Origin of the sequence: Nostoc sp. TCL26-01, assembly GCF_013393945.1 — a bacterium.
Classification (GTDB): domain Bacteria; phylum Cyanobacteriota; class Cyanobacteriia; order Cyanobacteriales; family Nostocaceae; genus Trichormus.
Map to the genome: position 1 here is coordinate 2,865,766 of NZ_CP040297.1, position 26,625 is coordinate 2,892,390.

Genomic DNA, 26,625 nt, shown 5'->3' on the forward strand with positions numbered 1-26,625 from the left:
TCACTCAGCACTCCTTCACTCCCTACAATACTGTGACTCAACCTGAAGTTTTGCGATCGCTCCTAGAAGCGGTCGCCAATGGTAAAGTTAGCCCAGAAGTGGCATTAGACTCACTCAAAGACTTAGCTTATGAATCTGTGGGTGATTTTGCCAAAATTGATCACCATCGCCAGTTAAGAACTGGTTTCCCGGAAGTGATTTGGGGACAGGGTAAAACACCCGAACAGATTCAGCAAATCATGGAGGTCATGCGTCAGCGTAATTCGGTGGTGATGGCTACCCGCATCGAACCAGCAGTCTATGCTTTACTGCAATCAAAAGTTAGAGGTTTGCATTACTACGAAATGGCACGAATTTGTGCTATTAGACCCTCAGAAATTGACCCACAGTTTACAGGAATTATTAGTATTGTTTCTGCCGGTACGGCTGACTTACCAGTTGCGGAGGAAGCCGCAGTCACAGCCGAACTATCTGGTTTTCGGGTGCAGCGTCTCTGGGATGTCGGTGTTGCTGGGATTCATCGTTTGTTGAGTAATCGCCATCTGATTGAGTCAGCATCAGTGTTGATTGTTGTGGCTGGGATGGAAGGTGCTTTACCTAGTGTTGTGGCTGGTTTGGCTGATTGTCCTGTGATTGCTGTCCCTACCAGCGTCGGTTATGGGGCAAGTTTTGGTGGGTTAGCACCACTATTGACAATGTTGAACTCTTGTGCTGCTGGGGTGGGAGTAGTAAATATTGATAACGGTTTTGGTGCAGCAGTCTTGGCGGGGCAAATTTTGCGTACAGCCGAGAAATTGCGGATGGCATAACGAAAATATTGGGTTATGACATCAAGGGGACTGGGGATTGGGTATTGGGGATTGGGTATTAGGAAAACTCTTTTCTAGTCTCTAGCCTCTAGCCTCTCACTTAATTCATGACTCAAGATGAACTACTTTAATGATTTGATATCTCAGGCTTTGGGAAATTTACCTGTGAATTCAATCGTCTTAGCACAGAATATCACCAACCCTGACGTTGTTGGTCAGATGGCTAAAACGTGGAATCACTTTGTTCAGACAGGCCAAATCTGGGCGCTGTTGATTGGTTTAGTCATTGGTTATATATTTCGGAATCTGACTAAGTACGGTTGACAAGGGGAGGGAGTAGGGGGTACGGAGTAGGGAGTGGGGAGAAAGAGACCAGGGGAAGCAAGGGGAGCAGGGGGAGAAATTAAATCTAGCACCCAATCCCCAATCCCCAGTACCCAATCCCCAATCCCCAGTACCCAATCCCCTTATTATCTATGACCGAAAAACCAACTTGGAGTCAGCGATTTGAATCGGCGTTACATCCGGCGATCGCTCGTTTTAATGCCAGTATAAATTTTGATATAGAATTAATCGAGTATGACATTACAGGTTCTCAAGCTCATGCCAAGATGTTGGCGCATACGGGGATAATTTCGCCAGCTGAGGGAGAACAATTAGTCACAGGTTTAGAACAAATCCGTCAAGAATATCGCCAAGGTGAATTTCAACCAGGTGTTGATGCAGAAGATGTTCACTTTGCTGTAGAACGGCGCTTGACAGAAATTGTTGGTGATGTAGGGAAAAAACTGCACACAGCGCGATCGCGTAATGACCAAGTAGGTACAGATACTAGACTTTATCTACGTGATCAAATCCAGCAAATTCAGAATTACCTACGGGATTTTCAACGGGCATTATTAGATATAGCTGAAAAAAACGTAGAAACATTAATTCCTGGTTACACCCATTTACAACGCGCTCAACCTGTGAGTTTAGCTCATCATTTGTTAGCTTACTTCCAAATGGCACAACGGGATTGGGAACGTTTAGGAGATGTTTCTCGCCGAGTAAATATTTCCCCCTTGGGTTGTGGTGCTTTAGCGGGTACTACCTTCCCGATTGATCGTCATTACACAGCCCAGTTGTTAGATTTTGCCAGTATTTACGAGAATAGCTTAGATGGTGTGAGCGATCGCGATTTTGCGATCGAATTTTTGTCGGCAGCTAGTATCATCATGGTTCACCTCAGTCGCTTATCTGAGGAAATTATTCTTTGGGCTTCTGAAGAATTTCGATTTGTCACCCTCAAAGATAGCTGTGCAACTGGTTCTAGCATTATGCCTCAAAAGAAAAACCCTGATGTACCCGAATTAGTCAGAGGCAAAACTGGGCGGGTGTTTGGTCATCTCCAGGCAATATTGGTAATCATGAAAGGATTACCCCTGGCGTATAACAAAGACTTGCAAGAAGACAAAGAAGGTTTATTTGACAGCGTTAACACAGTCAAAGCTTGTCTGGAAGCAATGACAATTTTGTTGGAACAGGGTTTAGAATTTCGCACCCAGCGTTTAGCACAAGCAGTCACAGAAGACTTTTCTAACGCCACAGATGTGGCTGATTATCTCGCAGCGCGGGGTGTCCCTTTCCGCGAAGCTTATAACCTTGTAGGTAAAGTCGTCAAAACTAGCATTGCTGCCGGTAAACTCCTCAAAGATTTGACAATAGAAGAATGGCAACAAATCCACCCAGCATTTACTAATGATATCTACGAAGCCATCTCACCTCGCCAAGTCGTAGCCGCCCGCAACAGTCACGGTGGTACAGGTTTTGCTCAAATCAGCAAAGCACTCTTAGTAGCTAGGAGGCAAATTGGGGAATAGTCAATGGTCAATAGTCAATAGTCATTAGTCAATAGTCATTAGTTATTAGTCATTAGTCATTACCAATAGCAATTCTTATTCCCTCACTCCCTCACTCCCTCACTCCCTCACTCCCTCACTCCCCCACTCCCTCACTTACTCAGCACTCAGCACTCATTATCCCTACCCTAAAAACAAAACTAGGGCGTACAAAAGTACGCCCTGAAAAAGAAAACACTTAAAAAATCAGAATTTAAGTAGGCAAATTATTCAGCATCAATTGCTGCTGCGCCTTCGTCTTCCTCATTTTTGGGTGGTCTTTGTTGGAATCTTCTTTGCATTCTGCCTGTAGTAGTCCGTTTACGAAACTTTCTGGCATACGCCTGGTTCCGTAGCGCCTTTTCTTTTTTCGGATTGCGGCGCTTTGCCATGTTCACCTCATTAAATAAACAACAAAAAGAGCAACTAGGCTTTTTGTAGACAATATCAGCTACTGATGTTATTGATAAAGCTTATGCCTAGTCTGAATTGTAAATACTTTGAACAGCATACTATACTATCGCACTTAATTTAGTTATGTCAATAGTTAATACTAAAGATACAGTCAGTAGCAAAGACAGATTCATGTGCTGCCGATTGAGCAAACAGTTAGATGGCTGGAAGCTGGCGCTCTAACTTTTCAAGACGGGGACGGGGCATAAGGCTCAAACATTCGCCAAGCAATACAGTTTGGTACGGTAAAAAATATATTTTACGTTGTCATTTAGTAATGAGCTAGAAATAATTTAGCTGTGCTAGTGATGAACTCTGCTTTGATAAGCATTGCCAGAGTTTTTTTATAATAGGTATAAGTTTTAATAGAGTTGATGACTGCATATTAAAAAAGGATTTAGCCTATTTTATTTTTCTCTCTAAAACAATATCTGTGTATATCTCAATATAAAAAATTATTTAATAATTCAAAGTAAAAATTGATGTATGTTAAAACTAGTATTTAATTTTTGCTAAAATCCAGTAAGCTTTTGCCTGCTTTATTTGCGGTTATCTCTAGATTGTTATCTGCTTCCTATCTCAGGCAATAAAATAATTGGGATCAGTCAGACTGCGGTAACAAGAATCAAATTGGATTGCTATGTCATCTGAAAATCGTTAAAATATAGTATCTAAACACCAACACATCTGTATAATGATGCAAAATTCAACTCTTGAGTGGTTGAGATTGTGTGAGTGGTGGGAATTAAAAAAATACAACATAGATATTCTAGAGATATTTTAGCTTGAACGTTCTTGCTTTTTTTACGGCAACAGTCCAAACCACACGAGGCTTGTGGCGCATTGGACAAACGATACTGGGAATTATCTTCCGTCATCCAATTGCGGGAACCAGTATCATCCCTATATTATCTGATGGCAGAATTGTACTAATTCGGCGGCGTGATGATGGACTATGGGCTTTGCCTGGGGGTATGGTAGACTGGGGCGAAGATATTCCCAGTACAGTCCGCCGTGAGTTGATGGAGGAGACTGGGCTGGAGTTAACAAAAATTCGGCGTTTGGTGGGAGTTTATTCTTCACCAGATCGAGATCCCAGAATTCATTCAATTTGTGTTGTCGTTGAGGCAGAAGTGGAAGGAAAAATGGAAGTTCAGGATGCCTTAGAGGTAATAGAAATCCAAGCTTTTGCTCCCAGTTCTATCCCTCAAGAACCAATGTCTCATGACCATTATCGGCAGCTACAAGACTATTTAAATGGTTTGACAACTCTGGCGTAAAAATATGTAAAATCTTAAGTTAAGATTAAAAGCTTTAAATGTAGTCTAAAAACTCTAGTTTAAAACTTAAAATCCGTAGAAGGTTATTGATCAAATTTAATATGGATACGTTGTTACGGAACGCCCGGAGAAAACTATCTCAAGGGCTATTATTCTGGCGTGAGGCTGGTGAGGGGATGCCTCTGATTTTGTTACATGGTGCTTGGCATGATAGTGGACAATGGGTAAGTGTGATGGAGTCGCTTTCTTTGCACTTTCATTGCTTTGCACCAGATTTGTTGGGGTTTGGTGAATCAGAAAACCCGAATATTCACTATTCCATTGATTTACAAGTTGAGTGTGTTGCTGAGTTTTTACAAGCTTTGCGGTTAGAACAGGTATATCTAGTCGGGGATTCCCTGGGGGCTTGGATTGCTGCTAGTTATGCTCTCAAATATGGAGAACAAGTGCGTGGTTTAGTGTTGCTATCGCCAGAAGGGGTGAAAATAGCGGGACAAGAGCAAAAATGTCAAAAAATGCGGCAATTGATCAAGCGATCGCCTTTATTATTTAAGGTACTGCGATCGCTCCGGTTCTTCACTAAAATTTTGCGTCTAGAGGAGAAAATTGCTCAAGATTGGCAAAAACGCCAAACATTACAGCAATATCCTACATCTGCTCAATTACTGTTTCAACGCCAGCAATCAGAAATTGAGGCAGAGTTATTAGAAAATCGCTTGTCTTCATTGGCAGTTCCAGTTTTAATTTTGCAAGGTGGTAAAGACACACCAGATGCTTTAGCTAGAACTCAGATATATAGTAAACTAATTTCCCAAGCTGAGTTAAATATGATTGCTCATGTTAGCAACAATTTACCAGAATCTTGTGCTGGAGTTGTGGCTGGAGATATCCGCAAGTTTATTCAGGAAAGTCAGAAATTATAAGCAATACTTTCTCGTAATTAACTTGAGAGGGAGCAATTAGTTTTGCGTTCTAATTACGAAATATTCCTATGGAACCAAACGTGGAAATTCGCCGGTTATTTGAGGTGATGCCGGCTTCTGGCAGAATGACAATCAAAATTGTCAGTAAACCACAACAACCACAAGTCATCGACGCTGCTTTTCCCTTACCCTGGGATCGAGAAAGATTAATATGTATTAACTTCGATTTGTGGGGACAGTTGACAAAAGCACAACGGGATTTGTTGCTGTTGCAAAAAGTAGCGTGGTTGACGGGTGTGCGTTGGTTCAAACCAGATATTTACCAAGGTGTTGTATTGGTGGGATTATTGGGTGGTTTGGTGGAATCAGCACAGTCAGATGTGGTGGGTGTAGCTATTGCTGGAGGATTAAGTGCGATCGCTATGTTGCGGATTTGGCGCAGTAACCAATCTTCAGAGGCTGAACTGAATGCTGATGCAGCTGCACTGCGAGTAGCACAACGCCGGGGTTACGGGGAAGTAGAAGCAGCTCAACATTTATTATCAGCCATAGAAACGATAGCCAAGATGTCCGGCAATTCTGGATTAGATTTTAGCACCTTAATTCGTTGCCAAAACTTACGAGCGATCGCTGGATCTTCTCCTGTTGGGATGCCAGAAAATTTTCGAGCATCATCATAATTGACACCTCTGTGCCTCCGTGCCTTTGTGGTGCAATAAATTTTTGGTTGAGGCAATTAGAGCGTAGACTGTATCTCATCTGACTCTTAACCGCTATCAGTGACTATTTCCTTTATTACTGGTTATCAGGCTGATTTGTACTTTAGAATAGAATCCGATTGCTGAAAATATTTGCCTCCAGCATTCCCAAAAAGTACAATGAGATAAATTGTCGCGTCACGATGCTACATTTGACGGTAACAACTAACTGACCAGATCGACATAGGGAGAGGCGGAGACACTCCCAGAAAACATCTTTAATCAGGGAAACTACTAACTAATCAACACATTGCTGCTTGTTTAGTGCTATTAAGTCTCGATGTAAATATTCATATCAAAACTACTCCAAGGTAATCAAGTCATGCGAATTATCTAAAGGGTAATTATTATGTTTTTTATCTGAAAAGATAGGGTGCTTGTTGAATACTATTTGTAGTAGTTATACAAATGACGCTGATTTGGTGATTTTGCGGGAGGGTAAGGAGAATTGGGGGATGCAAACGACTCAACAGCCGATCCCTATTGACAGCAGTTCAGATAGCAAAGAAGTGCCATTAGAAGAACCATCGACAGACGAACTCCCAACTATAGAATTTCCCTCACGAGGGAAACTCAAGGCTAGTTCCTGGCGAATACATCAAAAAATTGGTTACGGTTACTTTGTGGCGATTGGCATAGGCTTTTTCGGCTCACTTACTGGTTTAGTTATTGCCAACTACTACCGAGGCAGAGAGATTAGGCAGTTTAATCAAGCTCAAGAACAAAGACAGCTACTGAGTGATTATAAAGATGCAGTACTGGGAGCGCAATTGCATAGCTCCAGCATAGCTGCGTTTTTGGAAGATCCTCAACGACTGCCAGAGAAAAAAGCTGAGTTTTCTAAAAATGTAGATAGGGCTAAAAGATTAGAAGAGAAAATTGCTAAGTTTATCAATAGCAGACCTAAAAGACTGGCAGCAGCAGAAGCTACCCTACAGACTTTGCTGCAAGATTATACATCTAGTTTGAAGTCCTATATTGAACAAATAGACGCAATCCTCGCAGAAATTCAGCAGCCTGTACCACCACAACAAGTGATTGTACTGAGAGCAAGGATACTAGAAGTGATGCGTGGCGAGACAGCTATGCAGTTAGATCAACTATCAGATAAGTTGGCTAACATCCTGCGAACGGCTGAATTACAAGAACGAGACAGACAAATAGATGTCGAAGAAGCCAAAGGGGTTGAGCGTTTAATTGTCATGGTGAGTATGCTGGTTTCTGTAGCGATCGCTGCTATTGTCGCATGGCGTACCAGCAGAGCGATCGCCGAACCAGTAATTACTGTCACCCAAGTGGCTGAACAAGTAGCCCGCAAATCCAATTTTGATTTACGCGCCCCTGTCACCACAGAAGATGAAATCGGTTTACTCGCTAAATCCTTAAATCACTTGATTGAAAGAGTATCGGAACGTACTAAAGAACTAGAACAAGCTAAAGAATTAGCCGAAGCCGCCAGCAAAGCCAAAAGTATCTTCTTAGCAAATGTCAGCCATGAGTTACGCACACCATTAAACGCTGTGATTGGTTTAAGCCAACTATTACAAGATGATGCAGCCGATCTCAATTTATCAGGAGACTTCATTACTGATTTAGAGACAATCAACTCGGCTGGTAGACATCTACTAGATTTAATTAATGACATCCTCGACTTATCCAAAATTGAAGCGGGGAAAATGACTTTGTATCCAGAAACCTTTGAGATTGCGACACTCATCAATAACGTTGTTCTCACAGTCAAACCAGCCATAGAAAAAAATGGCAACATTTTAGAAGTATATTGTGATGAACAACTAGGTAAAATGTATGCAGATCAAACGAGGATGCGACAAGTCTTATTGAACTTACTGAGCAATGCTGCTAAATTTACCAACAACGGCAGGATCACCCTCACAGTTCAAAGCGAGAAACAAGACTTATTATCAGAAACTTCTTTTGGTATGGTTAGTTTCACCGTCAGCGACACAGGCATAGGAATGTCACCTAGTCAACAGCAACAGATATTTAAACCTTTCACCCAAGGAGACACATCAACTACGAAAAAATACGGTGGTACGGGACTAGGGTTAGCCATCAGCCGGCACTTTTGCAACATGATGGGAGGAGAAATTCTCGTGAAAAGTCAGCCAGGAGTAGGTTCTACTTTTACCGTTCACTTACCACTGACAGTTCAGGATTGATGAGTGAGAGAGTGCTGAGTAGGGAGTGAAGGACAAGGGGACAAGGGGATAAGGGGACAAGCGGACAAGGGGACAGTGAGATAAGAATAATGACTATTGACTATTGACTATTGACTATTGACCAATGACTAATGACTAATGACTAATGACTATTGACTTTCTCAGCCATCTTAACCCCAGTCAACGCCAAGCCGTCGAACATTACTGCGGCCCCTTGCTTGTTGTAGCTGGTGCTGGTTCTGGTAAAACACGCGCGCTAACTTATCGGATTGCTAACTTAATTCTCAAGCATCGTGTCGCCCCAGAAAATATCCTGGCGGTTACTTTTACAAATAAAGCCGCGCGGGAAATGAAAGAAAGGATTCAAAAGCTGTTTGCCGAACAATTGGCGATGACAGAACAGGGACAGCGTTTAGATTTATTGCCAGAATACGAACAAACTAAATTGCGATCGCGCGTTTACAAAAATATCATCAAAGACTTGTGGTGTGGGACTTTCCACAGTTTATTTTCTCGCATTCTCCGGTTTGATATTGAAAAATACCAAGATGAAAAAGGTCGAAAATGGAATCGCAATTTTTCCATTTTTGATGAATCTGATGTGCAAACTTTAATTAAAGAAATCGTCACTAAACAATTAAATTTAGATGATAAGAAATTTGAACCCCGTTCTGTGCGTTACGCTATTAGCAATGCCAAAAACCAAGGGTTATCTCCCCAAGAATTAGAACAAGAACAACCAAATTATCGGGGTAGAGTCATTGCTGATGTTTATAGTCGCTATCAAGATAAATTAGCAGAAAATAATGCTCTCGATTTTGATGATTTAATCTTAATCCCTACAAGATTATTCCAACAAAACGAACAAGTTTTAGGTTACTGGCATCGCAAGTTTAGCCATATCCTAGTAGATGAATATCAAGATACTAATCGTACTCAATATGATCTGATTCGCTTATTAGTTACCAATGGCGAAGAGAGCAAAAGTGAGTGGAATTGGCAAAATCGCTCAGTGTTTGTGGTAGGTGATGCTGACCAGTCTATATATAGTTTTAGAATGGCAGATTTCACCATCTTACTAGAGTTTCAGAATGATTTTGGTGATGGTTTGCCAGATGATGATACTCGGACAATGGTGAAGCTAGAAGAAAATTATCGTTCTTGTGAAAATATTCTCCAAGCTGCTAACGAACTGATAGAGAATAATACCCAAAGAATTGATAAAATTCTCAAAGCGACCAGGGGAGCAGGTGAAGAAATTTATTGTCATAAAGCTGATGATGAACTAGCAGAAGCAGAGTTTGTCATTAGACAAATTCGCACATCAGAACACCAACACCCAGAATTAAATTGGGGTAGTTTTGCTATTCTTTATCGTACCAATGCTCAATCTCGCCCCTTTGAAGAATTGTTAGTGAGGCATCAAATTCCTTACACAGTTGTTGGGGGGATGAAATTTTACGATCGCAAAGAAATCAAAGATGTTATAGCTTATCTCAGAGCGATCGCTAACCCATCTGATACAGTTAGCTTATTACGAGTAATTAACACTCCCCGTCGGGGAATAGGTAAAGCCACTATTGATAACTTAATTAATGCTTCCCAACAATTAGGCACAACTCTCTGGGAAATCTTAAGTGATGAAACCTCAGTCAATACATTAGCTGGACGTTCTGCCAAAGGTGTGAAAAACTTTGCCCAAATGATTAGCCGTTGGCAAGAACAAATCGCTACAACCCCAGTCACGGAAATAGTCATGGGCATTTTAGAAGATTCTGGTTACGTGCAAGACTTACAAAGTCAAGGTACAGATGAAGCCGAAGACAGAATCCAAAACGTCCAAGAACTCTATAACGCCGTGTTGCAATTTCAAGAAGAAAATGAGGATGTTTCTTTAACAGCTTTTCTACAAAGTACAGCCCTCAGTTCTGATTTGGATAACTTGCAGGAAGGAAAAACAGCTGTTTCCTTGATGACTCTCCATGCTTCCAAAGGGTTAGAATTTCCCGTCGTCTTTTTGGTAGGTTTGGAACAGGGATTATTCCCCAACTACCGTTCCATGAATGATCCCGCCGCTTTAGAGGAAGAACGTCGCCTGTGTTACGTAGGTATTACCCGCGCACAAGAACGCTTATACTTATCCTTTGCCCGCGAACGCCGCTTGTATGGTTCTCGTGAACCCGCCATGCGATCGCAATTTCTCGATGAGTTACCCCCAGAACTAGTAACTAGCCAGGGTAAAATTGGGCAAAGTCATCCCAAAATAACCTCTACAACTAATGGTAAGTCAGAAGTAGCCCAAAACTGGCAAGTAGGCGATCAGGTTTTACACAAAACCTTTGGGATTGGCGAAATAACCCATGTTTTTGGTACTGGGAATAAGCTATCGGTAGCGGTGAAATTTGCTAGTTTAGGGCAAAAAATTATTGACCCTAGAGTAGCACAGTTGCAAAAGGTAGATTAACCCTCTTTTAGAGGATGTTTGAAAAGTATCATGCGTAACACCGAAATCGCAAAAACCTAACCCCTAACCCCTTCCCTACTAGGGAAGGGGAACAGGAGAATAAGGGTTTCAAAGCCTCTCTCCTTGCAGGGGAGCCAGTGCGTTGCGGGAGTAACCCCCGTTGTAGCAACTGGCGTGAGAGGTACTCTACGAGAAGAGCTTCGCTCTATGGAGAGGGGTTTTTCCCGTCGTCGAACTCACGTTAAATTACACAACAGATGTCAATAACTTCTGAGTTTGCAGATAACGATACAGACGGTTGATAGCATTTACATAAGCATAAGCAGCCGCCACCACAATATCTGTATCAGATGCTTGTCCAGAAAATATTTGCCCTTGATGTTCCACGCGGATTGTCACTGTTCCCAGGGCATCAATCCCCCCAGTTACCGATTGGACAGAAAACTCGATTAATTGGTTAGGAATTTGCACTAATCGATTAATTGCTTGATACACAGCATCTACTGGCCCTGTACCCACACTGGCATCTGTAGTAATTTTACCGTCTGGGGTGACAATTGTAATCGTTGCTGTCGGGCAAGTACAATCACCGCAGATGACTTGGACGTGTTCAATTTGGAAGCCACTATCTGCTTGCATCTGCATTTCATCTCGGACTATCGCCTCTAAATCTAAGTCAGACATTTCTTTTTTCTTGTCTGCCACTTCTTTAAATCGGTTGAAGGCTTTGTTTAACTCAGCTTCTGTCAATTCAAATCCCAATTCTTGCAACCGAGTGCGGAAGGCATTTCTCCCAGAGTGTTTACCCAAAACAATCCGATTTTCTGGCAATCCTATCGATGTAGCCTCCATGATTTCGTATGTTTGACGGTGCTTAATCACACCATCTTGATGAATACCTGATTCATGGGCGAAGGCGTTAGCACCAACTATTGCCTTATTCGGTTGAATTAGCATCCCTGTCAATTGGGAAACGAGGGAAGAAGTTTTGTAAATTTCCTGAGTTTTGATGTTGGTTAAAGGGGCATCAGAGTTGACAGGACGACCGAAATATGTATTGAAATAGTGTTTGCGTACCTGTAAGGCCATGACAATTTCTTCTAGGGCTGCATTGCCGGCACGTTCGCCAATGCCATTAATCGTACACTCTACCTGACGGACACCGTTTTCAATGGCGGCTAAGGCGTTGGCTGTCGCTAAACCCAAGTCATTTTGAGTATGAATTGAGAGAATTACTTGCTCAATATGAGGTACGTTTTGCCGAATACCTTGGATTAAGTTACCCATTTCTTTGGGTGTGCAGTAACCAACGGTGTCAGGGATGTTAATTGTCGTTGCACCAAAGGCGATCGCTTTCGCCAATACTTGATAGAGAAATTCTGGTTCAGTGCGACTAGCATCCATTGGGGAAAATTCCACATCTTCTACAAAAGACTTAGCATAAGCTACCATTTCCTCAACGATCGCTAATACTTCAGGGCGGGATTTTTTCAGTTGATATTGCAGGTGAATATCCGAGGTGGAAATCATTGTATGAATTCTGGGACGTGCTGCACTCTGTAAGGCTTCAGCTGCGGCTTGAATGTCTTGGCGTACAGCCCTCGCCAAACTGCAAATAATCGGCCCACCAGCTATTCCCACTTGTTCAGCAATGGTTTTGACGGCTTGAAAATCTCCGGGACTAGCCACGGCAAAACCAGCTTCAATCACATCTACACCCAGGAGGGATAGTTGATGAGCGATCGCTAGCTTTTCTTCTACATTTAAGGTTGCACCTGGCGACTGTTCGCCATCTCTCAGGGTGGTGTCGAAGATAATCACTCTGTCTGCTGGAGATCCCATGCTCATAAATTTCTCCCAACGGGTTAAGGGAATTACTTTGGATATTGTATACAATTTTAGTAGATTGTATACAATATAAATTATGAATTTAAATGAACTAGCAGCCAACGTGCAGCAACAACAACGCAGCACCCCCGATTTAATTACCGATGCTTTGCGAGAAGCGATTCTGTGCGGCATTTTTCAGGAAGGACAATCTCTTAGACAAGATGAAATTGCCACCCAGTTTGGAGTGAGTCGCATTCCTGTGCGCGAAGCTTTGCGACAACTGGAGGCGGAAGGATTGGTAACACTACATCTCAATCGAGGGGCGATGGTTACCGTACTGACTGCTGCACAAGCCCAAGAAATCTGTGAAATTCGCAGCGCCTTAGAAGTGACGGCGATACAGTTAGCAATCCCGAAAATTAGGGAAATAGATATCGAAAAAGCGACAGAAATTTTGACAGCCAGTAATCAAACCAATGATGCTGGGTTATTAGCAAAACTCAATTGGGAATTCCACGCCACACTCTACACCGCAGCCGAACGTCCAAGGCTACTAGCGATGATTAAGACATTACACATAAATTGCGATCGCTATGTTCGTGTACAGATGACACAAATGGATTACCAAGAACACTCTCAAAAACAACACTATCAAATTTTAGCAGCCTGCCAAAAACGAGATGCAAAACTTGCAGTAAGTCTACTCAAACAACACATCGACACAGCTGGAGAACAGTTAGCGACTTATTTGCAAAATTGTCAATAGTCAATAGTCAATAGTCAATAGTCAATAGTCATTAGTCAATAGTCATTAGTCAATAGTCATTAGTCAATAGTCATTAGTCATTGGTCATTGGTCAGAGGCAAGAGTCATTATTTCTTCATTTTGAATTTTGAATTTTGAATTTTGAATTGGTATCAGCACTCAGCACTCAGCACTCATTACTCACTCTCGGCTAATCTCAAACAATCGACCTTGCGGGTAAATATTGGCTAATTTATAGTTAGATTCCAATTTCTTGAGTATTGCTTTTGACGGTTCCAGAACAAAAACAGTTTTAAAACCATCAGGAATTGATATATTGTCCTTAACCAATTTAAAGTTAGTATCTGAGTCAACCAAGTAACTCATAGATAATGCTCGATCCAAATTAGTCACCATAACTAATGGACGATTTGCAGTGCTAATTATTGTCGATACCTTGGGGAAATGGGGACTCCCGAAAGCAGTCCATGATTTTGCTTGAGAAATTGTCAGACAGGATATTACACCACACAGAATGAGAAAAGATAAAGCAAACTGTCCCCAACGCCGATGAGAAGATTGAGTAGCAGTTAACCAATTCCCTATTACGTAAGCAACCATTAACTCCACAGCCAAGACAAAAGGAATCAAGTAGCGCATCCGGCTAGAAATAGAACTCCCTGTGAGTAAGTCTTTCACCATCAGACTCACACCAGCAGCGATCGCTAACAATAGTAGTAGATTACGTACCTTACTGGGTGCATATCGACAAACTATATAAAGAGAAATTCCCAAGATCGCAAAGACAATAGGCACAAAAAACCATTGTACCGCCTTGAAAAAACTGGGAGAGAAAAAAGGGTTATATACATCAATAAACAGCGTTTGTATTCCCTTAAACCAAGTATTGATTAATCCCAAAGTAGAGTAACTTTCTGAAACTTGGTCAATGGAATGTGCCAACATATCAGAATTGATAAATGACCACAACCAAGGCAAGAAAGTGAGAGTACTAATCCCTAATATCAAAAAATAAAAAGTTAGACTTTTGATATCGCGCAACTTTTCCTGAAAAATTATATAGCCTGTATGAGCTACCAAGACAAATCCAAACAGTACATTGGCATATAAACCAGCGACAATACTCAATCCATAAATCAGCCACCAAAGTAAGTTTTTTACACGCATTGCCTTGAGCAAACAAGCACAGGAAATCACTGTAGTTGCGGCTAAAATACTGTAAGGACGGATAACTTGAGCATACTGTAAATGAAAGGGTGAAATACCTAGAATGATCACAGCTACTAAAGCAGTAGTTGGAGATGCAAATAATTCCACTCCCAGCCAGTAAACTCCTACTAAAGTAATTAAACTCAAGATTGCCGATAAACTTCTTTGAATAACTAGGGGATTATCAGAGAAATTTTGCAGAAGATATGACCAAAAAATAGTTAGAATTGGATATAAGGGTGGAAAAACATAAACTTTATCAATAACTTGCTCAAGCGATCGCTGTAAAGTTTTACTGGGGTCGATAAATAAATATTGTTTTAGTTCATTGATACTAAGAACATCTCTATCGAATTGCTCATAGGCTTTAACTTGTTGCCCATAAATATAAGTTGATGAGAAAGTTTCATCAAAAGAATAAACTTTTTGTTCTAGATGGTAGAATCGTAAAAATATTCCTAATATGAGAGATAAGATAGAAATTATGACTAACCAACGAGGAATTTTAAACTGCTTTTGTAATGTTTGATCTTCCATAAATATTCACAAAATCAAGCCATCAAATTTTTCTTTGTAGGTTGGTGTAACGTAGTGAAACCGAACATAATTTTGGGGTTACGCTGCTAAACCCAACCTAAATTAATTATAAGTTTGACAAGAATATTCTATTTTATTAATTGTGTGAAAATTCTCAATATCACCAATCAATTATTAATCGCTATTATTCTCTTTTTGAGAGCCATTGCGATCGCGTTTGAGACTTTCTTCTAAAGCTTGGATTTGCTCACGACGAGCTTCTAATTCTAGAGTGCGACGTGCTAAATCTTGGTTTTGCAAAGTTAGAGATTGTCGCCATTGTTCTGCGCGTTCTGCTTCTTGTTGCAAAAATTCTGGTGTAATTCCAGTAGTTAGATAAGTTTGCACCAAATGTAATACCCATACATTAGCATCTTCGATTTTTTCAATATCACCTGTAGGGGAAAGTTCTACTAAAACCAGTGAATTGTCACTCATAGTATTTCTCTTACCCAAAAGAATAAACGCTTCTTCTGGGATCATTGTCCAGATATTGTCAGCCTCTTGACGCGCTAATAAGCGTAACTGATACTGATCTAAAAATTCATTTTTATGTACCTGGGCTAGATATAGCATGGTTTTTGTGGTGCTTTCATATTAAATTTTAAATTTCTATACTATTTTTGAATTTTAATTTTTGAAGAATTTTTGCTTGTAAAGCGGTAATGAGAAAGTGATTATTTTCCCATTACCTATTGCAACTATGCTAAATCACGCAGGCGTAGACGCAAAATCTCTGCTTGTTTTTCTGCCTCAGCTAAAGCCTCTCTAGCACTTTGTACTACATCTGCTGGGGCTTTATCCACAAACTTAGAATTGCTTAATCTAGCTTTGAGAGATTGAGCTTCAGCCTCGACTTTACTAATACTTCTCTCTAGTTTGGCACGTAAAGCTGCGGTATCTACCACTCCAGCCAAGGGAATGACAACTTGTACAGTTCCTACCACGCCAGCGATCGCTTTTTCTGTGTCCTGTGATGCTGTTGCTGAGAGATTCTTGTCAGTGGTTGTGGCGAAGAACTGAGCGAAGAAATTTTGTCTGGCTTTGGTAGACAATAAATTACGGGCTATAAACCAGCAGCTATAACCAAAGCCCACAATTTCAAAGAAACTAGCAAACCAGGGAAAATCATCAATCGTATCTGCTACAGCCACAGCTATCCTAGCAAAAACGATCGCCCCGATAATCAAGCCAATTGCTTTTAAACCCCTCTGTGGTTTTTTCTGTGTAACTGTCTGCGCCTTGGGTTCGCTAGCAATAGTTAAAGTCTCCACTTTGGCTAAATCTTGAATATAAGACTTTCCAGCCATGAGGATTTGCTTTTCCGCCTCACTATCAGTTTGCAAGTTCGCCGTAATTTTTGCCCCTGGTTTCACTTCCGCCTCAGCGCGTAAGTTGCGAATGGTGCGGATAGTACCAATTAGCAGGGCAAACTGTTCCTCCAAGGCGGGATTAATCAAGTTTGTATCTGCTTGGGGATAAAGTTGTAAAGCTAGGGTTTCTTGAGAATCTGCTGGTTGTTGAGTCAGCGTTTGCCAAATCTCCTCTGTAATGTGAGGCATAAAGGGATGGAGTAACTTTAAAATCCCTTCTAGTACATAGGCGAGAGTTTGTTGTGCTACTTTTCGTGATGTGGGGTCTGCGTTTGGCTGGAGACGAGATTTAACCAGTTCAATATACCAGTCACAAAAATCACCCCAAATAAACTCGTATAATCCCTTTGCTGCTTCCCCTAAACCATAGTTATCAATAGAATTTGTGGTTTGTCTAACAACTTGATGATAGCGAGAAAGAATCCAGCGATCGCTCAATTCTAGGGATGGGTATTTCTCTGTACCCAGTTCCCAGTCCCCAGTCGCCAATCCATCCAGATTCATCATCACAAATCTAGCGGCGTTCCACAACTTATTGGCAAAGTTCCGCGATGCTTCTACTGATGATGATTCATCCTTTTTCCGGTCATATTCCAAGCGAATATCTTGCCCAGCACCGGCGACTTCTTTAACCAAGGTGTAGCGTAGGGCATCAGTACCATATTTAGCAATCAGCAACAGTGGATCAATCCCATTATTCGCTGACTTGGACATCTTTTTATTATTTTCATCCCGCACCAAACCGTGAATATAAACAGTTTGGAAGGGCATTTTTCCAGTGAAATGACCAGCCATCATCGTCATTCTGGCTACCCAGAAAAAGATGATATCAAAGCCTGTAACAAGGGTAGTAGTGGGATAATAAGTTGCTAAATCCGGGGTTTGTTCTGGCCAGCCCAAAGTCGAAAACGGCCACAGTCCCGAAGAAAACCAAGTATCTAAGACATCTGGGTCTTGTTCTATCTGGACATTTTCCCCAAATTGTGATTTGGCTTTCTCCCAAGCTGCATCAGCCGATTTTGCTACCACAAACGGCGTATTATCGGTAATTTGTCCTCCCGTTTCACTCACCGCATACCAAGCGGGGATTTGATGACCCCACCACAACTGTCGAGAAATACACCAATCTCGCAGACTCACCAACCAGTCACGGTAGACCTTTGTCCAACGTTGGGGAACAAACTCTGGAGAATTTTGTTGGTCGAGAAATTCTAACGCCTTATTTGCCAGGGGACGAATTTTCACGAACCACTGAGTAGATAATAAAGGTTCAATGGGAACCTTACCGCGATCGCTATAAGGAACAGTATGTTTATAATCTTCTATCTTCACCAAAAAACCATCAGCTTCTAGGCGAGATACCACATTTTTCCTAGCCACAAAACGGTCTTGTCCCTCAAACTCCCCAGCATTAGCATTGAGAGTACCATTTTTATTCAGAATATTAATAAACGGCAGATTGTGACGCTTACCCATTTCAAAATCATTCAGGTCATGGGCTGGTGTCACCTTCACACAACCAGTACCAAAACTGGGGTCAACTAATTCATCACCAATTATCGGGATTTCTCGTTGCATAATTGGCAAAGTCAAGGTTTTGCCAATTAAATGCTTATATCTTTCATCATGAGGATTAACTGCTACCCCAGTATCACCAAGCATAGTTTCTGGTCGAGTCGTCGCCACTTCCACATCACCAGAACCATCACTCAAAGGATAACGGAAATGCCAGAGATTTCCCTCAACCTCTTTATTTTCCACCTCCACATCAGATACAGCCGATTGAGTAGCCGGACACCAGTTAACTAAATACTCACCCCGATAAATCAACCCTTCATCATAAAGACTCACAAAAGCTTCCAAAACAGCTTTCGATAAGCCCTCATCTAAAGTAAACCTTTCCCGCGACCAATCTACCGACACACCCAAGCGTCGCAGCTGATTAACAATCGTTCCCCCTGATTCTGCTTTCCATTGCCAAGAACGTGCCATAAATTGTTCCCGTCCCAACTCATAGCGAGTTTTGCCCTCACTTTTGAGTTGTTTTTCCAGGATAGTATGGACTGCAATACTGGCGTGGTCAGTTCCCGGTAGCCACAGAGTATTGCGTCCTTGCATTCGGTGATAACGTACCAGCACATCAATCAACGCACTCTCAAAAGCATGACCCATGTGCAAACTACCAGTCACATTTGGCGGTGGAATCACCACACAATAAGGTTCTCCACCATGATTAGGGTCAGCTTTGTAAATTTGGTTTTCTTCCCAGAATTTTTGCCACTTTGCTTCAGTAGAAAAAGGGTCATACAAACTGGGAAGATTCGGTATAGTTGCGGTCATTCTGGGAAATTTACTTTTGGAAGGACTCTAATAAATTTTGCCACAGGGTTGGGGGATTAGGGAGATCGCTATTTTCATGATTATCCTACTTTTAGTGTCTAAGTGATGCCTCCGGCGGGCTACAACTAAGCCTTTATTCAGAGTACAATAAGTTCCCGCATCAAAGAACGTCGATAAATCATGGCAAAAGCCGCAGATACCAGCACGAAAAAGCTCATTAGTCTGGCACCGGATAATTGGGTACGATGGGTGACAAATATACCGAATATTCAAGCCGGGGAAATTTTATCTGGGGAATTTCAATGGATTAGTCGAGAAACTGATGTCTTAATTCGGGCTAGAAGTCCGGAATTCGGAGAATTTTTAGTATTAAATGAATTACAGTTACGCTACACCAACAAAATGCCTCGACGAGTCCGTTCCTACGCAGCATTGGCAGAAGAAAAGTATGAATTACCAACCTATCCCGTATTAATTAATATTTTACCGACAACTGATTTAGAAATCCCCACAACTTTTACATCAAATGTTTATGGTTTAAGAGCAGTTCAAGATTACCGGGTAATTAACTTATGGGAAGTAGATGTGAATATACCATTTCAACAACCCTTACCATCATTATTACCATTCGTGCCGATTCTCCAAGGAGGAAATGATGAATCTATAATTAGAGAAGCCTTGCAAATTTTGCGTCGAGACGAAGACTTAAACCAATTGGAGACGGTTTTAGCCTTTTTTGCTACCTTTGTCTTAGAAAGTGCCGTTGTTCAAGAGATTATGAGGTGGGATATGGGAGTTCTCAGGGAGTCACCTTGGTATCAAGAAATATTCCGAGAGGGCGAAGCACGCGGGGAAGCACGCGGGGAAGCACGCGGCGAAGTTAGGGGAATTATTGTCAGTATTGAAATGAGTTTAGAAACAAAATTTGGGAGTCAGGGACTAGAGTTAATGTCCCGAATTTCCCAAATTACAGATTTGCAACAATTGCAGGGAATTTTACGGAGTGTAGTTTTAGCAAATTCTGTTGAGGAAATACAACAAATTTTATAAGTATTTATCTGTGCGATTGGCGTGTAATGACTCTTTAATTCTGATTTCTAGCAGCCAAGAATTTGAGCTGATGGTACAGACAACCAATCTGCGGTAAGTTTACTCCTAGTGCTTGAGCTTTGCGTAATGAGTTGCCAAATATTGCTTCGATTTCTAAGGGACGAGACTGATCATAGTCGATTTTCATACTAGTGCGGTAAGGCTTCATCTTGACGGTGTAATCAAGCATGGTTTGAATAAAGTTATCTGGAATGATGCGTCCCATAATCTTTGCCCCGGCTTGGACTTCATACATTAATTGTTCCACTAGTGTACGGGTATGGGGATTTGCCATTAATTCATCAGTTCTAGCATTGAGAATCACAGACAAGCCATTATAGGGAATATTCCACACCAGTTTTTTCCACCGTCCTAGTAATAAGTCCTCAACTAACTCAATTGCGATCCCCGCAGCTTGAAATTCACAGGCAATTTGCTGCATTCTTTCTGTAATTCCTGCCGGAACATATTCAGAGCTATACTCACCCAAGGTAATCTGTCCATAATCCAAGTGATGAATATATCCTGGACTGACTTTATTAGAACACAGGAAGCACAAACCACCAATCACATAAGCGCTACTAACAATTTGGGCAACTTCTTCTTCCACACCCAAACCATTCTGTAACACCAAAACCACGCCATCATCTTTAACAACTGGTGGTAATAACTTTGGTAGCAAATGATTTTGTGTTGTCTTCAGTGCTACAACAACAACATCGCACTGAGGCATTTTTGCCACATCGTTATAAGCATGAACCTGGGGAAGGGTAAAGTCGCCGTCCTTCGACTTAACAATTAAACCATGTTGACTAACTTGTTCGTAATCACTCTTGAGCAAAAAGTGGACATTTACGCCAGCTTTTTGTAACTTAGCACCATAAAATCCCCCTAATGCACCAGTACCCAAAATAGCGTATTTGCGATCAGCGAGGCTGGGTACAAAGCGATCGCTACTTTCCCCTAAAGTATCAACACCTAAACTGGAGCTTATCCCATCGCTCATAGTATTTTGCACACAATTTTCTGATGATCATCATAGAGGAGTGTCGGTGACGAGTGGAGAGGGCTGAGTGATGGGTGATGATAATTTTTCTCTGCTTGCCATCCTTATACCCTCTTCCCCCTCAAAAATTTTAGACAATTTTTGTCATAAAAATTAAAATTGTTTTACTTTAATTTAAAATTTTTGACAGAGATTAGGATAAACAGATGGCTGATATTGTTGATATTGCAGTTGGTGCGGATTCTTTTAAAACTCTAGTGACGGCTGTACAAGCTGCTGGGTTAGTAGAAACATTAAAAAGTCCAGGCCCCTTTACCGTCTTTGCACCAAATGATGATGCTTTTGCTAAGTTACCACCAGGAACTATACAAACTTTGGTGCAAAATATTCCCCAGTTAACTAGAATCTTAACTTATCATGTCGTTCCGGGAAAGCTCAAACAAGCCGACTTAGCCAAACTTGGCACAGTCATATCTGTAGAAGGTTCACCCATTAAAATAGATTGTGCTGATGGTTTTGAAGTCAAAAATGCCACAGTATTAGCGGCAGATATCGAAGCTGATAATGGTGTCATTCATGTGATCGATACTGTGATTTTGATGGGTTAATTTTAGATCAGGTGGGTAATACTCACCTGACTTATAATTCACTATTAGACTTACTGATTACATACATAAGTAGGTAACTATATTCTTTAAATTATGTTAAATATTCGTTGTAGTATTTACCTTAGCTATATGCTGAGTTAAGTTGATATATCTAAAAATATATTGAGTTTTTAGATAGTAACTTTATCCCTACAGATTAATGCTCGATTTTCACACCTTGTTTGAATTCTCCCGTACTAACTGCGCGGGGATTTGTGCGTTCCTCATACCAGCCAACTTACTAGCTACATTGGTGACAATTATTCTGGCTGTGTTAAATCGTCCCATCCACCAAATGTGGCAATCTATCAGCGTAGCCAGTATTTTTGCTTTTTTGATGATACTCCACGTTTACACCTGGTTTGCCATTGGTGTCATCATGGCTCCTACGTACATTCTCTTGGGTTTAGCAGTGACTTGTTTAGCAAGTAACCTGATAGCTGTAATTGTGCATAAGCGGACAAAATTTTTCAGTAATGCCTTGATTGGTAATTAAATGTGTACTTTTGTATCTTTGTGGTAAAATATACTGCTTTTTACCACAAAGACACGGAGACACAAAGATGATCACAATACCTGCGCGTGGTGTAGATAAACAATTTTTCTACTAAAAATACTGGTGAAGGGAACTGTTAGTGAGTTGTAGGCGATCGCCCCTCGCCTTTTCTCTACAAAAAAATTTTATAGTAAATTCACAATCATTACTTACACATACATACCTAAATGTAGCGCGAACACACGAAAATTAGTACTTTCGCTAATTTGAACACGCCCAACACACCAATAACATCTGTACTCTAAATTTATTTTTTTAGTGAAAACACCGAATAATATATTCCACTAGATAGATCAGTGTGTCAAGATTACTGATCAATAGGTAAAAAAATCTCTGGCTAGCTCATATCTCAGTAAGATATGTGTCACGCCGAACCGATCACTTACTGTGTTCGGGTCTGTTCAATGACTCAGTGCCTAACTACCCAGAAGTTACCAATGACAAACGTTTCCACCCTGGTCGAACTACTACGCTCTCGTGCTACTCATGAGCCGGACAAGCTTGCTTATATGTTCCTCGTTGATGGGAAAACACCAGGCCCCACACTCACCTATGGAGAACTAGATCGTCTAGCCCGTGCCATTGGCGCACAATTGCAGCAACACAAAGCCAAAGGCGAAAGAGCGTTGCTGCTTTATCCCCAAGGTTTAGAAGTGATGGCAGCATTTCTGGGTAGTCTCTACGCTGGAGTCATTGCCATACCCGCCCCACCCCCTGATGCTGGGAGGTTAAAACGTGCATTACCACGTTTAAGGGCAATTGTCAAGGATGCCGACGCTAAATTTGTCCTGACGAATCAGCACTTGCTGAGTACACTGCAAGCAGCCAAAGAAGATTTTCCCGAATTTGAGGAGATGAATTGGTTTGCCATTGAAGATACAGACCTAGACCTAGCAGACCAATGGCAAGATCCGCAAGTTAGCCCAGAAACCCTGGCATATCTGCAATATACCTCCGGCTCCACTTCCACCCCAAAAGGTGTGATGATCAGCCACCACAACATCATGCATCATTGTGGGTATCTACAAAAAGCCTGTGGTTATGATGCCGAGAGTGTTTCTGTCACCTGGATGCCTTACTTCCATGATTACGGGTTGGTAGAAGGTTTAACTGTACCCATTTACAACGGACATCCTTGTTATGTCATGTCCCCAATGGCTTTTATTAAACAGCCGTTGCGCTGGTTACAAGCGATCGCTAATTATCGGGGGACTCACAGCCAAGCACCAAACTTTGCTTACGAACAGTGCGTTCGACGTGTCACTGAGGAGCAAAAAGCTACCCTGGATCTGAGCAGTTGGGTAGCGGCAGGTAATGCCGCCGAACCAATTAATCCCAGAGTATTAGAAGAATTTTTTGAGAAATTTGCCGACTGTGGTTTCCGATGGGAAAGCTTTGCTCCCGCCTATGGATTGGCAGAAAATACCCTGTTAGTATCCACCAGCCCTAGACAAGTATCACCTGTACTCTGCTTGGTAGAAAAGTCCCAGATTGAGCAGAACAAGATTGTCGAGGCGACTAGTTGGCATGAAGGAGTCAGAGCCATACCGGGATGTGGTCAGTTAGTGTGTGACACTCAAGTAGCAATTGTCAACCCTGATAGCCTGGTTCGTTGCGCCCCTGATGAAGTAGGAGAGGTTTGGGTAGCAGATCCCAGCGTAGCAGGCGGTTACTGGCATCGTCCCCAAGAAAGTGAAAGTACTTTCCGCGCCAAGATTACCAGGGAAACAGATACAACAACCTACCTACGAACAGGGGATTTAGGCTTTATGCGGGGTGGTGAGTTGTTCATCACCGGACGGATTAAAGACTTAATCATCATCCGGGGTACAAACCACTATCCTCAAGACTTAGAGTGGACAGTCCAGCAAATTCATCCTGCCCTCCGTCCCGATTACGGTGCGGCGTTCTCCATTGAGGTGGATGGAGTAGAACAACTGGTGATTGTCCAAGAAGTGAAACGTAACCCAGAAGCATTTGATCCAGATGAGATACTCACCAGTATTAAACAAGCGATCGCCGAAATCCACGAACTGCAAGTTTACGCTGTTGCCCTAGTGAAGCCAGGAAATGTCCTGAAAACTTCCAGTGGCAAAATTCAACGCCGCGCTTGTAAAACTAGCTTCCTCACTGGTGAATTGGAAGTGTTAGCAGATTGGAGCGAAAGCCCCAAATTTACAGCCAGTTATCGGCAACTGCAAGGGGAAGTAGACTCTTTGCTGCAAAAGGTGCAAGTTACTCACTAAGGAGAATATCATGCAGCCACTAAAGCAATATTGGGTTGCGGAAGCACTAGAAAAAGCTTTAGGCGACCCAGGTAATCCAGAAAATATCATGTCGTTCCCACAAGTCATCGACCTAGATGAACGAGAAGAGTTTCCCCACGAGATCATTAACTGGCTCTACAACTGGAAACTGCAACACTACTACATCCCGACTGAATGCGGTGGCGAATTTACCTGCTTTGATGAGTTTATCTCCTTTGTGCGGGTACTATCCCGACGAGATCAAACGAGTGCGATCGCCTTTACCACAATGTTTTGGTCATACCTCACCTGGATGGCAGGCACAGAGGAACAAAAGCGCACCCTAGCCAGCTTCATGAAAGATGCTAACGGTGCTATGTGCCTTGCCTATTCAGAGAAAGCCCACGGTAGTGACTTACTGGCTAGTGATGTCCGCGCCAAGAAAGTTCCTGGTGGCTACATCTTCAATGGAGAGAAATGGCCGATTAACCGCGCTACCATCTCTGGCGTTACCTTTGTTCTCGCCAAAACAGACGAAGTAGGGGGTGCGCGTAGCCTCTCCCTATTCATGGTAGAAAAAAGCAAAATTGACCCAGCCAACTATAGCCACCTGCCGAAAATTTTCACCCACGGAGTTCGCGGTTCTGACATGAGTGGCATCCGTTTTCAGGACTGCTTCATCCCCGAATCTATGCGATTGGGGGCAGAAGGAGCCGGATTAGAACTTGCCCTCAAAGGTTTCCAAATTACCCGCGCCCTCTGTGCTGCCTTTTCTCAAGGAGCTGCTGACACTGCCTTGCGTACTACCCTGAAGTTTGCTTTAGGACGACAGTTATACGGCAAGACAGTCTTCGATATGCCCCAACCCAAACGCACCTTAACAGATGCGTTTTTAAATATCTTGATTTGCGACTGTGCCACCATCGGCGTGGCTCGTGGGTTTAACACCATGCCAGAGCAAATCAGTGTTTGGTCAGCAGTGGTGAAATATTTTGTCACCACCACCTTAGAAACAGTCGTGCAGAACGTCTCAGTCGTTTTGGGGTCACGCTTCTATATGCGTGAAGAACACGACTACGGCATTTTTCAAAAGGTGTTACGGGACAACTCCATCATCAGTATGTTTGATGGCAGTACAGTTGTTAACCTCCATGCCCTGCTGTTGCAGCTACGTCAGCTCACCAAGTCGCGGATCAAAAATGCAGGACGCAACCAAGATGCACTGCCAGCAAGACTTGCAGCCACCTTTGACCTAACTCAACCTTTGCCCACCTTTGATGGCAAAAAACTCGAACTAGTGAACCGGGGAGGAGATGATGTTCTACAAGGGCTAGAACTAGCGCTGACATCCTTGCAAAATTTACCAGCAGATGCCAGCCTCAATGCTGATGTGTTACAGCAAATCATCACACTGACGCAAATGGTGCAAGAAGAGTTGAATCATCTGGATTGCCAAGTCACAGAATCAACCTTCCAATTTGGGCATGAGCAAGCACCAGAAGTCTTCGACTTAGCCAAACAATATTGCGTAATCCACACGGCGGCTAGCTGTATATATATGTGGCTCTACAATCGCCACCATCTAGGAGACTTCTTTGCCAAGGGAGAGTGGTTAGCCTTAAGCCTGCGCCAGCTGATGCTCACCTTCCGCCCCGCCAAAGCATTGCCCGGACGCATCGACGACGAGGCAGTAGCCCAAGAGTTAGTCCGATTGTACAACGACAGTCGGATGTTTTCCATCGTTCCTTTCCAATTAGCCAAACCTCAACAACAAGAGACAACAACAGATGCAACTCAAAGACTCCAACTCCAAGCCTAATACTGCCAACGCTGTTGACACCATCCAAGGGTGGATTATTAACCAGATTGCTAAACAATTGGGCATCAATGCCCAAACAATCAAAGTTACCGAACCCTTAACCCGCTACGGACTAGATTCCATCGATTCAGTCACAATTGTGGGTGAATTGGAAGATTGGTTGAGTGCCGAACTGCCCCCCACCTTACTTTGGGACTACCCCACTATTGAAAAAGCGGCTAATTATTTGGTGAATGAGCTAGGTATCTCACCTGCCCAAACAAGCGCCACCGAAGCACCTGCGGTGAATAACAAACCCCAAGAAGCCCCCAAAGAAAAAGCTTGGGGTGGTCTTTGGAACAAAATTAGTGGCAGTTAAGTAATTCGTAATTCGTAATTCGTAATTGAGTCTTTAACTACGAATTACGAATTAGCAATTAGT

General features: G+C 42.2%; 21 protein-coding genes. 15 read left to right on the forward strand and 6 right to left on the reverse strand.

Translation table 11 applies throughout. The features are described 5' to 3' along the window. Positions 1 to 32: 32 nt before the first annotated feature. The 3 genes from larB (at position 33) to argH (ending at position 2,671) form a co-directional block, all read left to right on the forward strand. Positions 33 to 809 (forward strand): nickel pincer cofactor biosynthesis protein LarB, encoded by a 777-nt coding sequence (larB, locus tag FD725_RS12290; protein ID WP_179048414.1) that lies wholly within the window; start codon positions 33 to 35, stop codon positions 807 to 809. A gap of 117 nt (positions 810 to 926) precedes the next feature. Beyond that, positions 927 to 1,133, forward strand: coding sequence for a hypothetical protein (locus tag FD725_RS12295; RefSeq protein ID WP_179048415.1), 207 nt, complete (start codon positions 927 to 929; stop codon positions 1,131 to 1,133). Positions 1,134 to 1,285: 152 nt separating this feature from the next. Further along, entirely contained in the window at positions 1,286 to 2,671 is a 1,386-nt protein-coding gene (gene argH / locus FD725_RS12300; protein WP_179048416.1) for an argininosuccinate lyase, read from the forward strand. A gap of 245 nt (positions 2,672 to 2,916) precedes the next feature. Here argH and FD725_RS12305 read toward each other — a convergent pair whose 3' ends face one another. Next, on the reverse strand, positions 2,917 to 3,081 hold the full coding sequence (locus FD725_RS12305; protein ID WP_179048417.1) for a hypothetical protein: 165 nt from the start codon (positions 3,079 to 3,081) through the stop codon (positions 2,917 to 2,919). A gap of 846 nt (positions 3,082 to 3,927) precedes the next feature. Between FD725_RS12305 and FD725_RS12310 the strand changes: the two genes are divergently transcribed. The 5 genes from FD725_RS12310 to pcrA all read left to right on the forward strand — a co-directional run bounded on the left by FD725_RS12310 (position 3,928) and on the right by pcrA (position 10,747). Then, a complete protein-coding gene (locus FD725_RS12310) occupies positions 3,928 to 4,422 on the forward strand; it encodes an NUDIX hydrolase (RefSeq protein ID WP_179048418.1) in 495 nt (164 codons plus the stop codon). Between the two features lie 101 nt (positions 4,423 to 4,523). Continuing rightward, on the forward strand, positions 4,524 to 5,345 hold the full coding sequence (locus FD725_RS12315) for an alpha/beta fold hydrolase (RefSeq protein WP_179048419.1): 822 nt from the start codon (positions 4,524 to 4,526) through the stop codon (positions 5,343 to 5,345). A 68-nt stretch (positions 5,346 to 5,413) separates the two neighbouring features. Further along, positions 5,414 to 6,025, forward strand: a complete 612-nt coding sequence (locus tag FD725_RS12320; RefSeq protein WP_179048420.1) for a DUF3318 domain-containing protein — start codon at positions 5,414 to 5,416, stop codon at positions 6,023 to 6,025. 533 nt (positions 6,026 to 6,558) lie between these two features. Further along, positions 6,559 to 8,283, forward strand: a complete 1,725-nt coding sequence (locus FD725_RS12325) for an ATP-binding protein (protein WP_179048421.1) — start codon at positions 6,559 to 6,561, stop codon at positions 8,281 to 8,283. A gap of 145 nt (positions 8,284 to 8,428) precedes the next feature. Further along, positions 8,429 to 10,747 (forward strand): DNA helicase PcrA, encoded by a 2,319-nt coding sequence (pcrA, locus tag FD725_RS12330; RefSeq protein WP_179048422.1) that lies wholly within the window; start codon positions 8,429 to 8,431, stop codon positions 10,745 to 10,747. 246 nt (positions 10,748 to 10,993) lie between these two features. On the opposite strand, the gene FD725_RS12335 is transcribed toward pcrA, so the two are convergent. Further along, complete coding sequence (locus tag FD725_RS12335; protein ID WP_179048423.1) at positions 10,994 to 12,595, reverse strand: 2-isopropylmalate synthase; 1,602 nt, start codon at positions 12,593 to 12,595, stop codon at positions 10,994 to 10,996. 76 nt (positions 12,596 to 12,671) lie between these two features. On the opposite strand from FD725_RS12335, the gene FD725_RS12340 reads away from it, so the two are divergent. Next, positions 12,672 to 13,343: a GntR family transcriptional regulator gene (locus tag FD725_RS12340; protein ID WP_179048424.1), complete on the forward strand. Its 672-nt coding sequence runs from the start codon at positions 12,672 to 12,674 to the stop codon at positions 13,341 to 13,343. A 180-nt stretch (positions 13,344 to 13,523) separates the two neighbouring features. On the opposite strand, the gene FD725_RS12345 is transcribed toward FD725_RS12340, so the two are convergent. The 3 genes from FD725_RS12345 to FD725_RS12355 form a co-directional block, all read right to left on the reverse strand. Next, positions 13,524 to 15,089, reverse strand: a complete 1,566-nt coding sequence (locus FD725_RS12345) for a glycosyltransferase family 39 protein (protein WP_179048425.1) — start codon at positions 15,087 to 15,089, stop codon at positions 13,524 to 13,526. A 174-nt stretch (positions 15,090 to 15,263) separates the two neighbouring features. Further along, positions 15,264 to 15,704: a hypothetical protein gene (locus tag FD725_RS12350; protein ID WP_179048426.1), complete on the reverse strand. Its 441-nt coding sequence runs from the start codon at positions 15,702 to 15,704 to the stop codon at positions 15,264 to 15,266. Positions 15,705 to 15,829: 125 nt separating this feature from the next. Then, a complete protein-coding gene (locus FD725_RS12355) occupies positions 15,830 to 18,841 on the reverse strand; it encodes a valine--tRNA ligase (RefSeq protein ID WP_179048427.1) in 3,012 nt (1,003 codons plus the stop codon). Positions 18,842 to 19,021: 180 nt separating this feature from the next. On the opposite strand from FD725_RS12355, the gene FD725_RS12360 reads away from it, so the two are divergent. Then, positions 19,022 to 19,891 carry an Rpn family recombination-promoting nuclease/putative transposase gene (locus FD725_RS12360; protein WP_179048428.1) on the forward strand — a complete coding sequence of 290 codons (870 nt, stop codon included), beginning with the start codon at positions 19,022 to 19,024 and terminating at the stop codon, positions 19,889 to 19,891. A gap of 34 nt (positions 19,892 to 19,925) precedes the next feature. Here FD725_RS12360 and FD725_RS12365 read toward each other — a convergent pair whose 3' ends face one another. Beyond that, positions 19,926 to 20,936: a putative 2-dehydropantoate 2-reductase gene (locus FD725_RS12365; RefSeq protein ID WP_179048429.1), complete on the reverse strand. Its 1,011-nt coding sequence runs from the start codon at positions 20,934 to 20,936 to the stop codon at positions 19,926 to 19,928. Positions 20,937 to 21,142: 206 nt separating this feature from the next. Between FD725_RS12365 and FD725_RS12370 the strand changes: the two genes are divergently transcribed. From FD725_RS12370 to FD725_RS12390, 5 genes are all read left to right on the forward strand, one after another. After that, positions 21,143 to 21,544 (forward strand): fasciclin domain-containing protein, encoded by a 402-nt coding sequence (locus tag FD725_RS12370; RefSeq protein ID WP_179048430.1) that lies wholly within the window; start codon positions 21,143 to 21,145, stop codon positions 21,542 to 21,544. Between the two features lie 199 nt (positions 21,545 to 21,743). Further along, positions 21,744 to 22,079: a hypothetical protein gene (locus FD725_RS12375; protein WP_179048431.1), complete on the forward strand. Its 336-nt coding sequence runs from the start codon at positions 21,744 to 21,746 to the stop codon at positions 22,077 to 22,079. A gap of 497 nt (positions 22,080 to 22,576) precedes the next feature. Continuing rightward, positions 22,577 to 24,385, forward strand: coding sequence for a fatty acyl-AMP ligase (locus FD725_RS12380; protein WP_218653163.1), 1,809 nt, complete (start codon positions 22,577 to 22,579; stop codon positions 24,383 to 24,385). A gap of 10 nt (positions 24,386 to 24,395) precedes the next feature. Then, on the forward strand, positions 24,396 to 26,204 hold the full coding sequence (locus FD725_RS12385; protein ID WP_179048433.1) for an acyl-CoA dehydrogenase family protein: 1,809 nt from the start codon (positions 24,396 to 24,398) through the stop codon (positions 26,202 to 26,204). After that, positions 26,173 to 26,562 carry an acyl carrier protein gene (locus tag FD725_RS12390; protein WP_179048434.1) on the forward strand — a complete coding sequence of 130 codons (390 nt, stop codon included), beginning with the start codon at positions 26,173 to 26,175 and terminating at the stop codon, positions 26,560 to 26,562. The genes FD725_RS12385 and FD725_RS12390 overlap by 32 nt, the downstream gene beginning before the upstream one ends. Positions 26,563 to 26,625: the final 63 nt, after the last annotated feature.

What these genes read in the sequence shown, in the direction of transcription:
- FD725_RS12350 (WP_179048426.1), bottom strand. Translation starts at nt 15,704, where the DNA reads ATGCTATATCTAGCCCAGGTACATAAAAATGAATTTTTAGATCAGTAT.
- FD725_RS12305 (WP_179048417.1), bottom strand. Translation starts at nt 3,081, where the DNA reads ATGGCAAAGCGCCGCAATCCGAAAAAAGAAAAGGCGCTACGGAACCAG.
- FD725_RS12385 (WP_179048433.1), top strand. Translation starts at nt 24,396, where the DNA reads ATGCAGCCACTAAAGCAATATTGGGTTGCGGAAGCACTAGAAAAAGCT.
- FD725_RS12345 (WP_179048425.1), bottom strand. Translation starts at nt 15,089, where the DNA reads ATGGAAGATCAAACATTACAAAAGCAGTTTAAAATTCCTCGTTGGTTA.
- FD725_RS12340 (WP_179048424.1), top strand. Translation starts at nt 12,672, where the DNA reads ATGAATTTAAATGAACTAGCAGCCAACGTGCAGCAACAACAACGCAGC.
- FD725_RS12335 (WP_179048423.1), bottom strand. Translation starts at nt 12,595, where the DNA reads ATGAGCATGGGATCTCCAGCAGACAGAGTGATTATCTTCGACACCACC.
- FD725_RS12380 (WP_218653163.1), top strand. Translation starts at nt 22,577, where the DNA reads ATGACAAACGTTTCCACCCTGGTCGAACTACTACGCTCTCGTGCTACT.
- pcrA (WP_179048422.1), top strand. Translation starts at nt 8,429, where the DNA reads ATGACTATTGACTTTCTCAGCCATCTTAACCCCAGTCAACGCCAAGCC.
- FD725_RS12390 (WP_179048434.1), top strand. Translation starts at nt 26,173, where the DNA reads ATGCAACTCAAAGACTCCAACTCCAAGCCTAATACTGCCAACGCTGTT.
- FD725_RS12325 (WP_179048421.1), top strand. Translation starts at nt 6,559, where the DNA reads ATGCAAACGACTCAACAGCCGATCCCTATTGACAGCAGTTCAGATAGC.
- FD725_RS12320 (WP_179048420.1), top strand. Translation starts at nt 5,414, where the DNA reads ATGGAACCAAACGTGGAAATTCGCCGGTTATTTGAGGTGATGCCGGCT.
- FD725_RS12370 (WP_179048430.1), top strand. Translation starts at nt 21,143, where the DNA reads ATGGCTGATATTGTTGATATTGCAGTTGGTGCGGATTCTTTTAAAACT.
- argH (WP_179048416.1), top strand. Translation starts at nt 1,286, where the DNA reads ATGACCGAAAAACCAACTTGGAGTCAGCGATTTGAATCGGCGTTACAT.
- FD725_RS12360 (WP_179048428.1), top strand. Translation starts at nt 19,022, where the DNA reads ATGGCAAAAGCCGCAGATACCAGCACGAAAAAGCTCATTAGTCTGGCA.
- FD725_RS12365 (WP_179048429.1), bottom strand. Translation starts at nt 20,936, where the DNA reads ATGAGCGATGGGATAAGCTCCAGTTTAGGTGTTGATACTTTAGGGGAA.
- FD725_RS12375 (WP_179048431.1), top strand. Translation starts at nt 21,744, where the DNA reads ATGCTCGATTTTCACACCTTGTTTGAATTCTCCCGTACTAACTGCGCG.
- FD725_RS12315 (WP_179048419.1), top strand. Translation starts at nt 4,524, where the DNA reads ATGGATACGTTGTTACGGAACGCCCGGAGAAAACTATCTCAAGGGCTA.
- FD725_RS12295 (WP_179048415.1), top strand. Translation starts at nt 927, where the DNA reads ATGAACTACTTTAATGATTTGATATCTCAGGCTTTGGGAAATTTACCT.
- FD725_RS12355 (WP_179048427.1), bottom strand. Translation starts at nt 18,841, where the DNA reads ATGACCGCAACTATACCGAATCTTCCCAGTTTGTATGACCCTTTTTCT.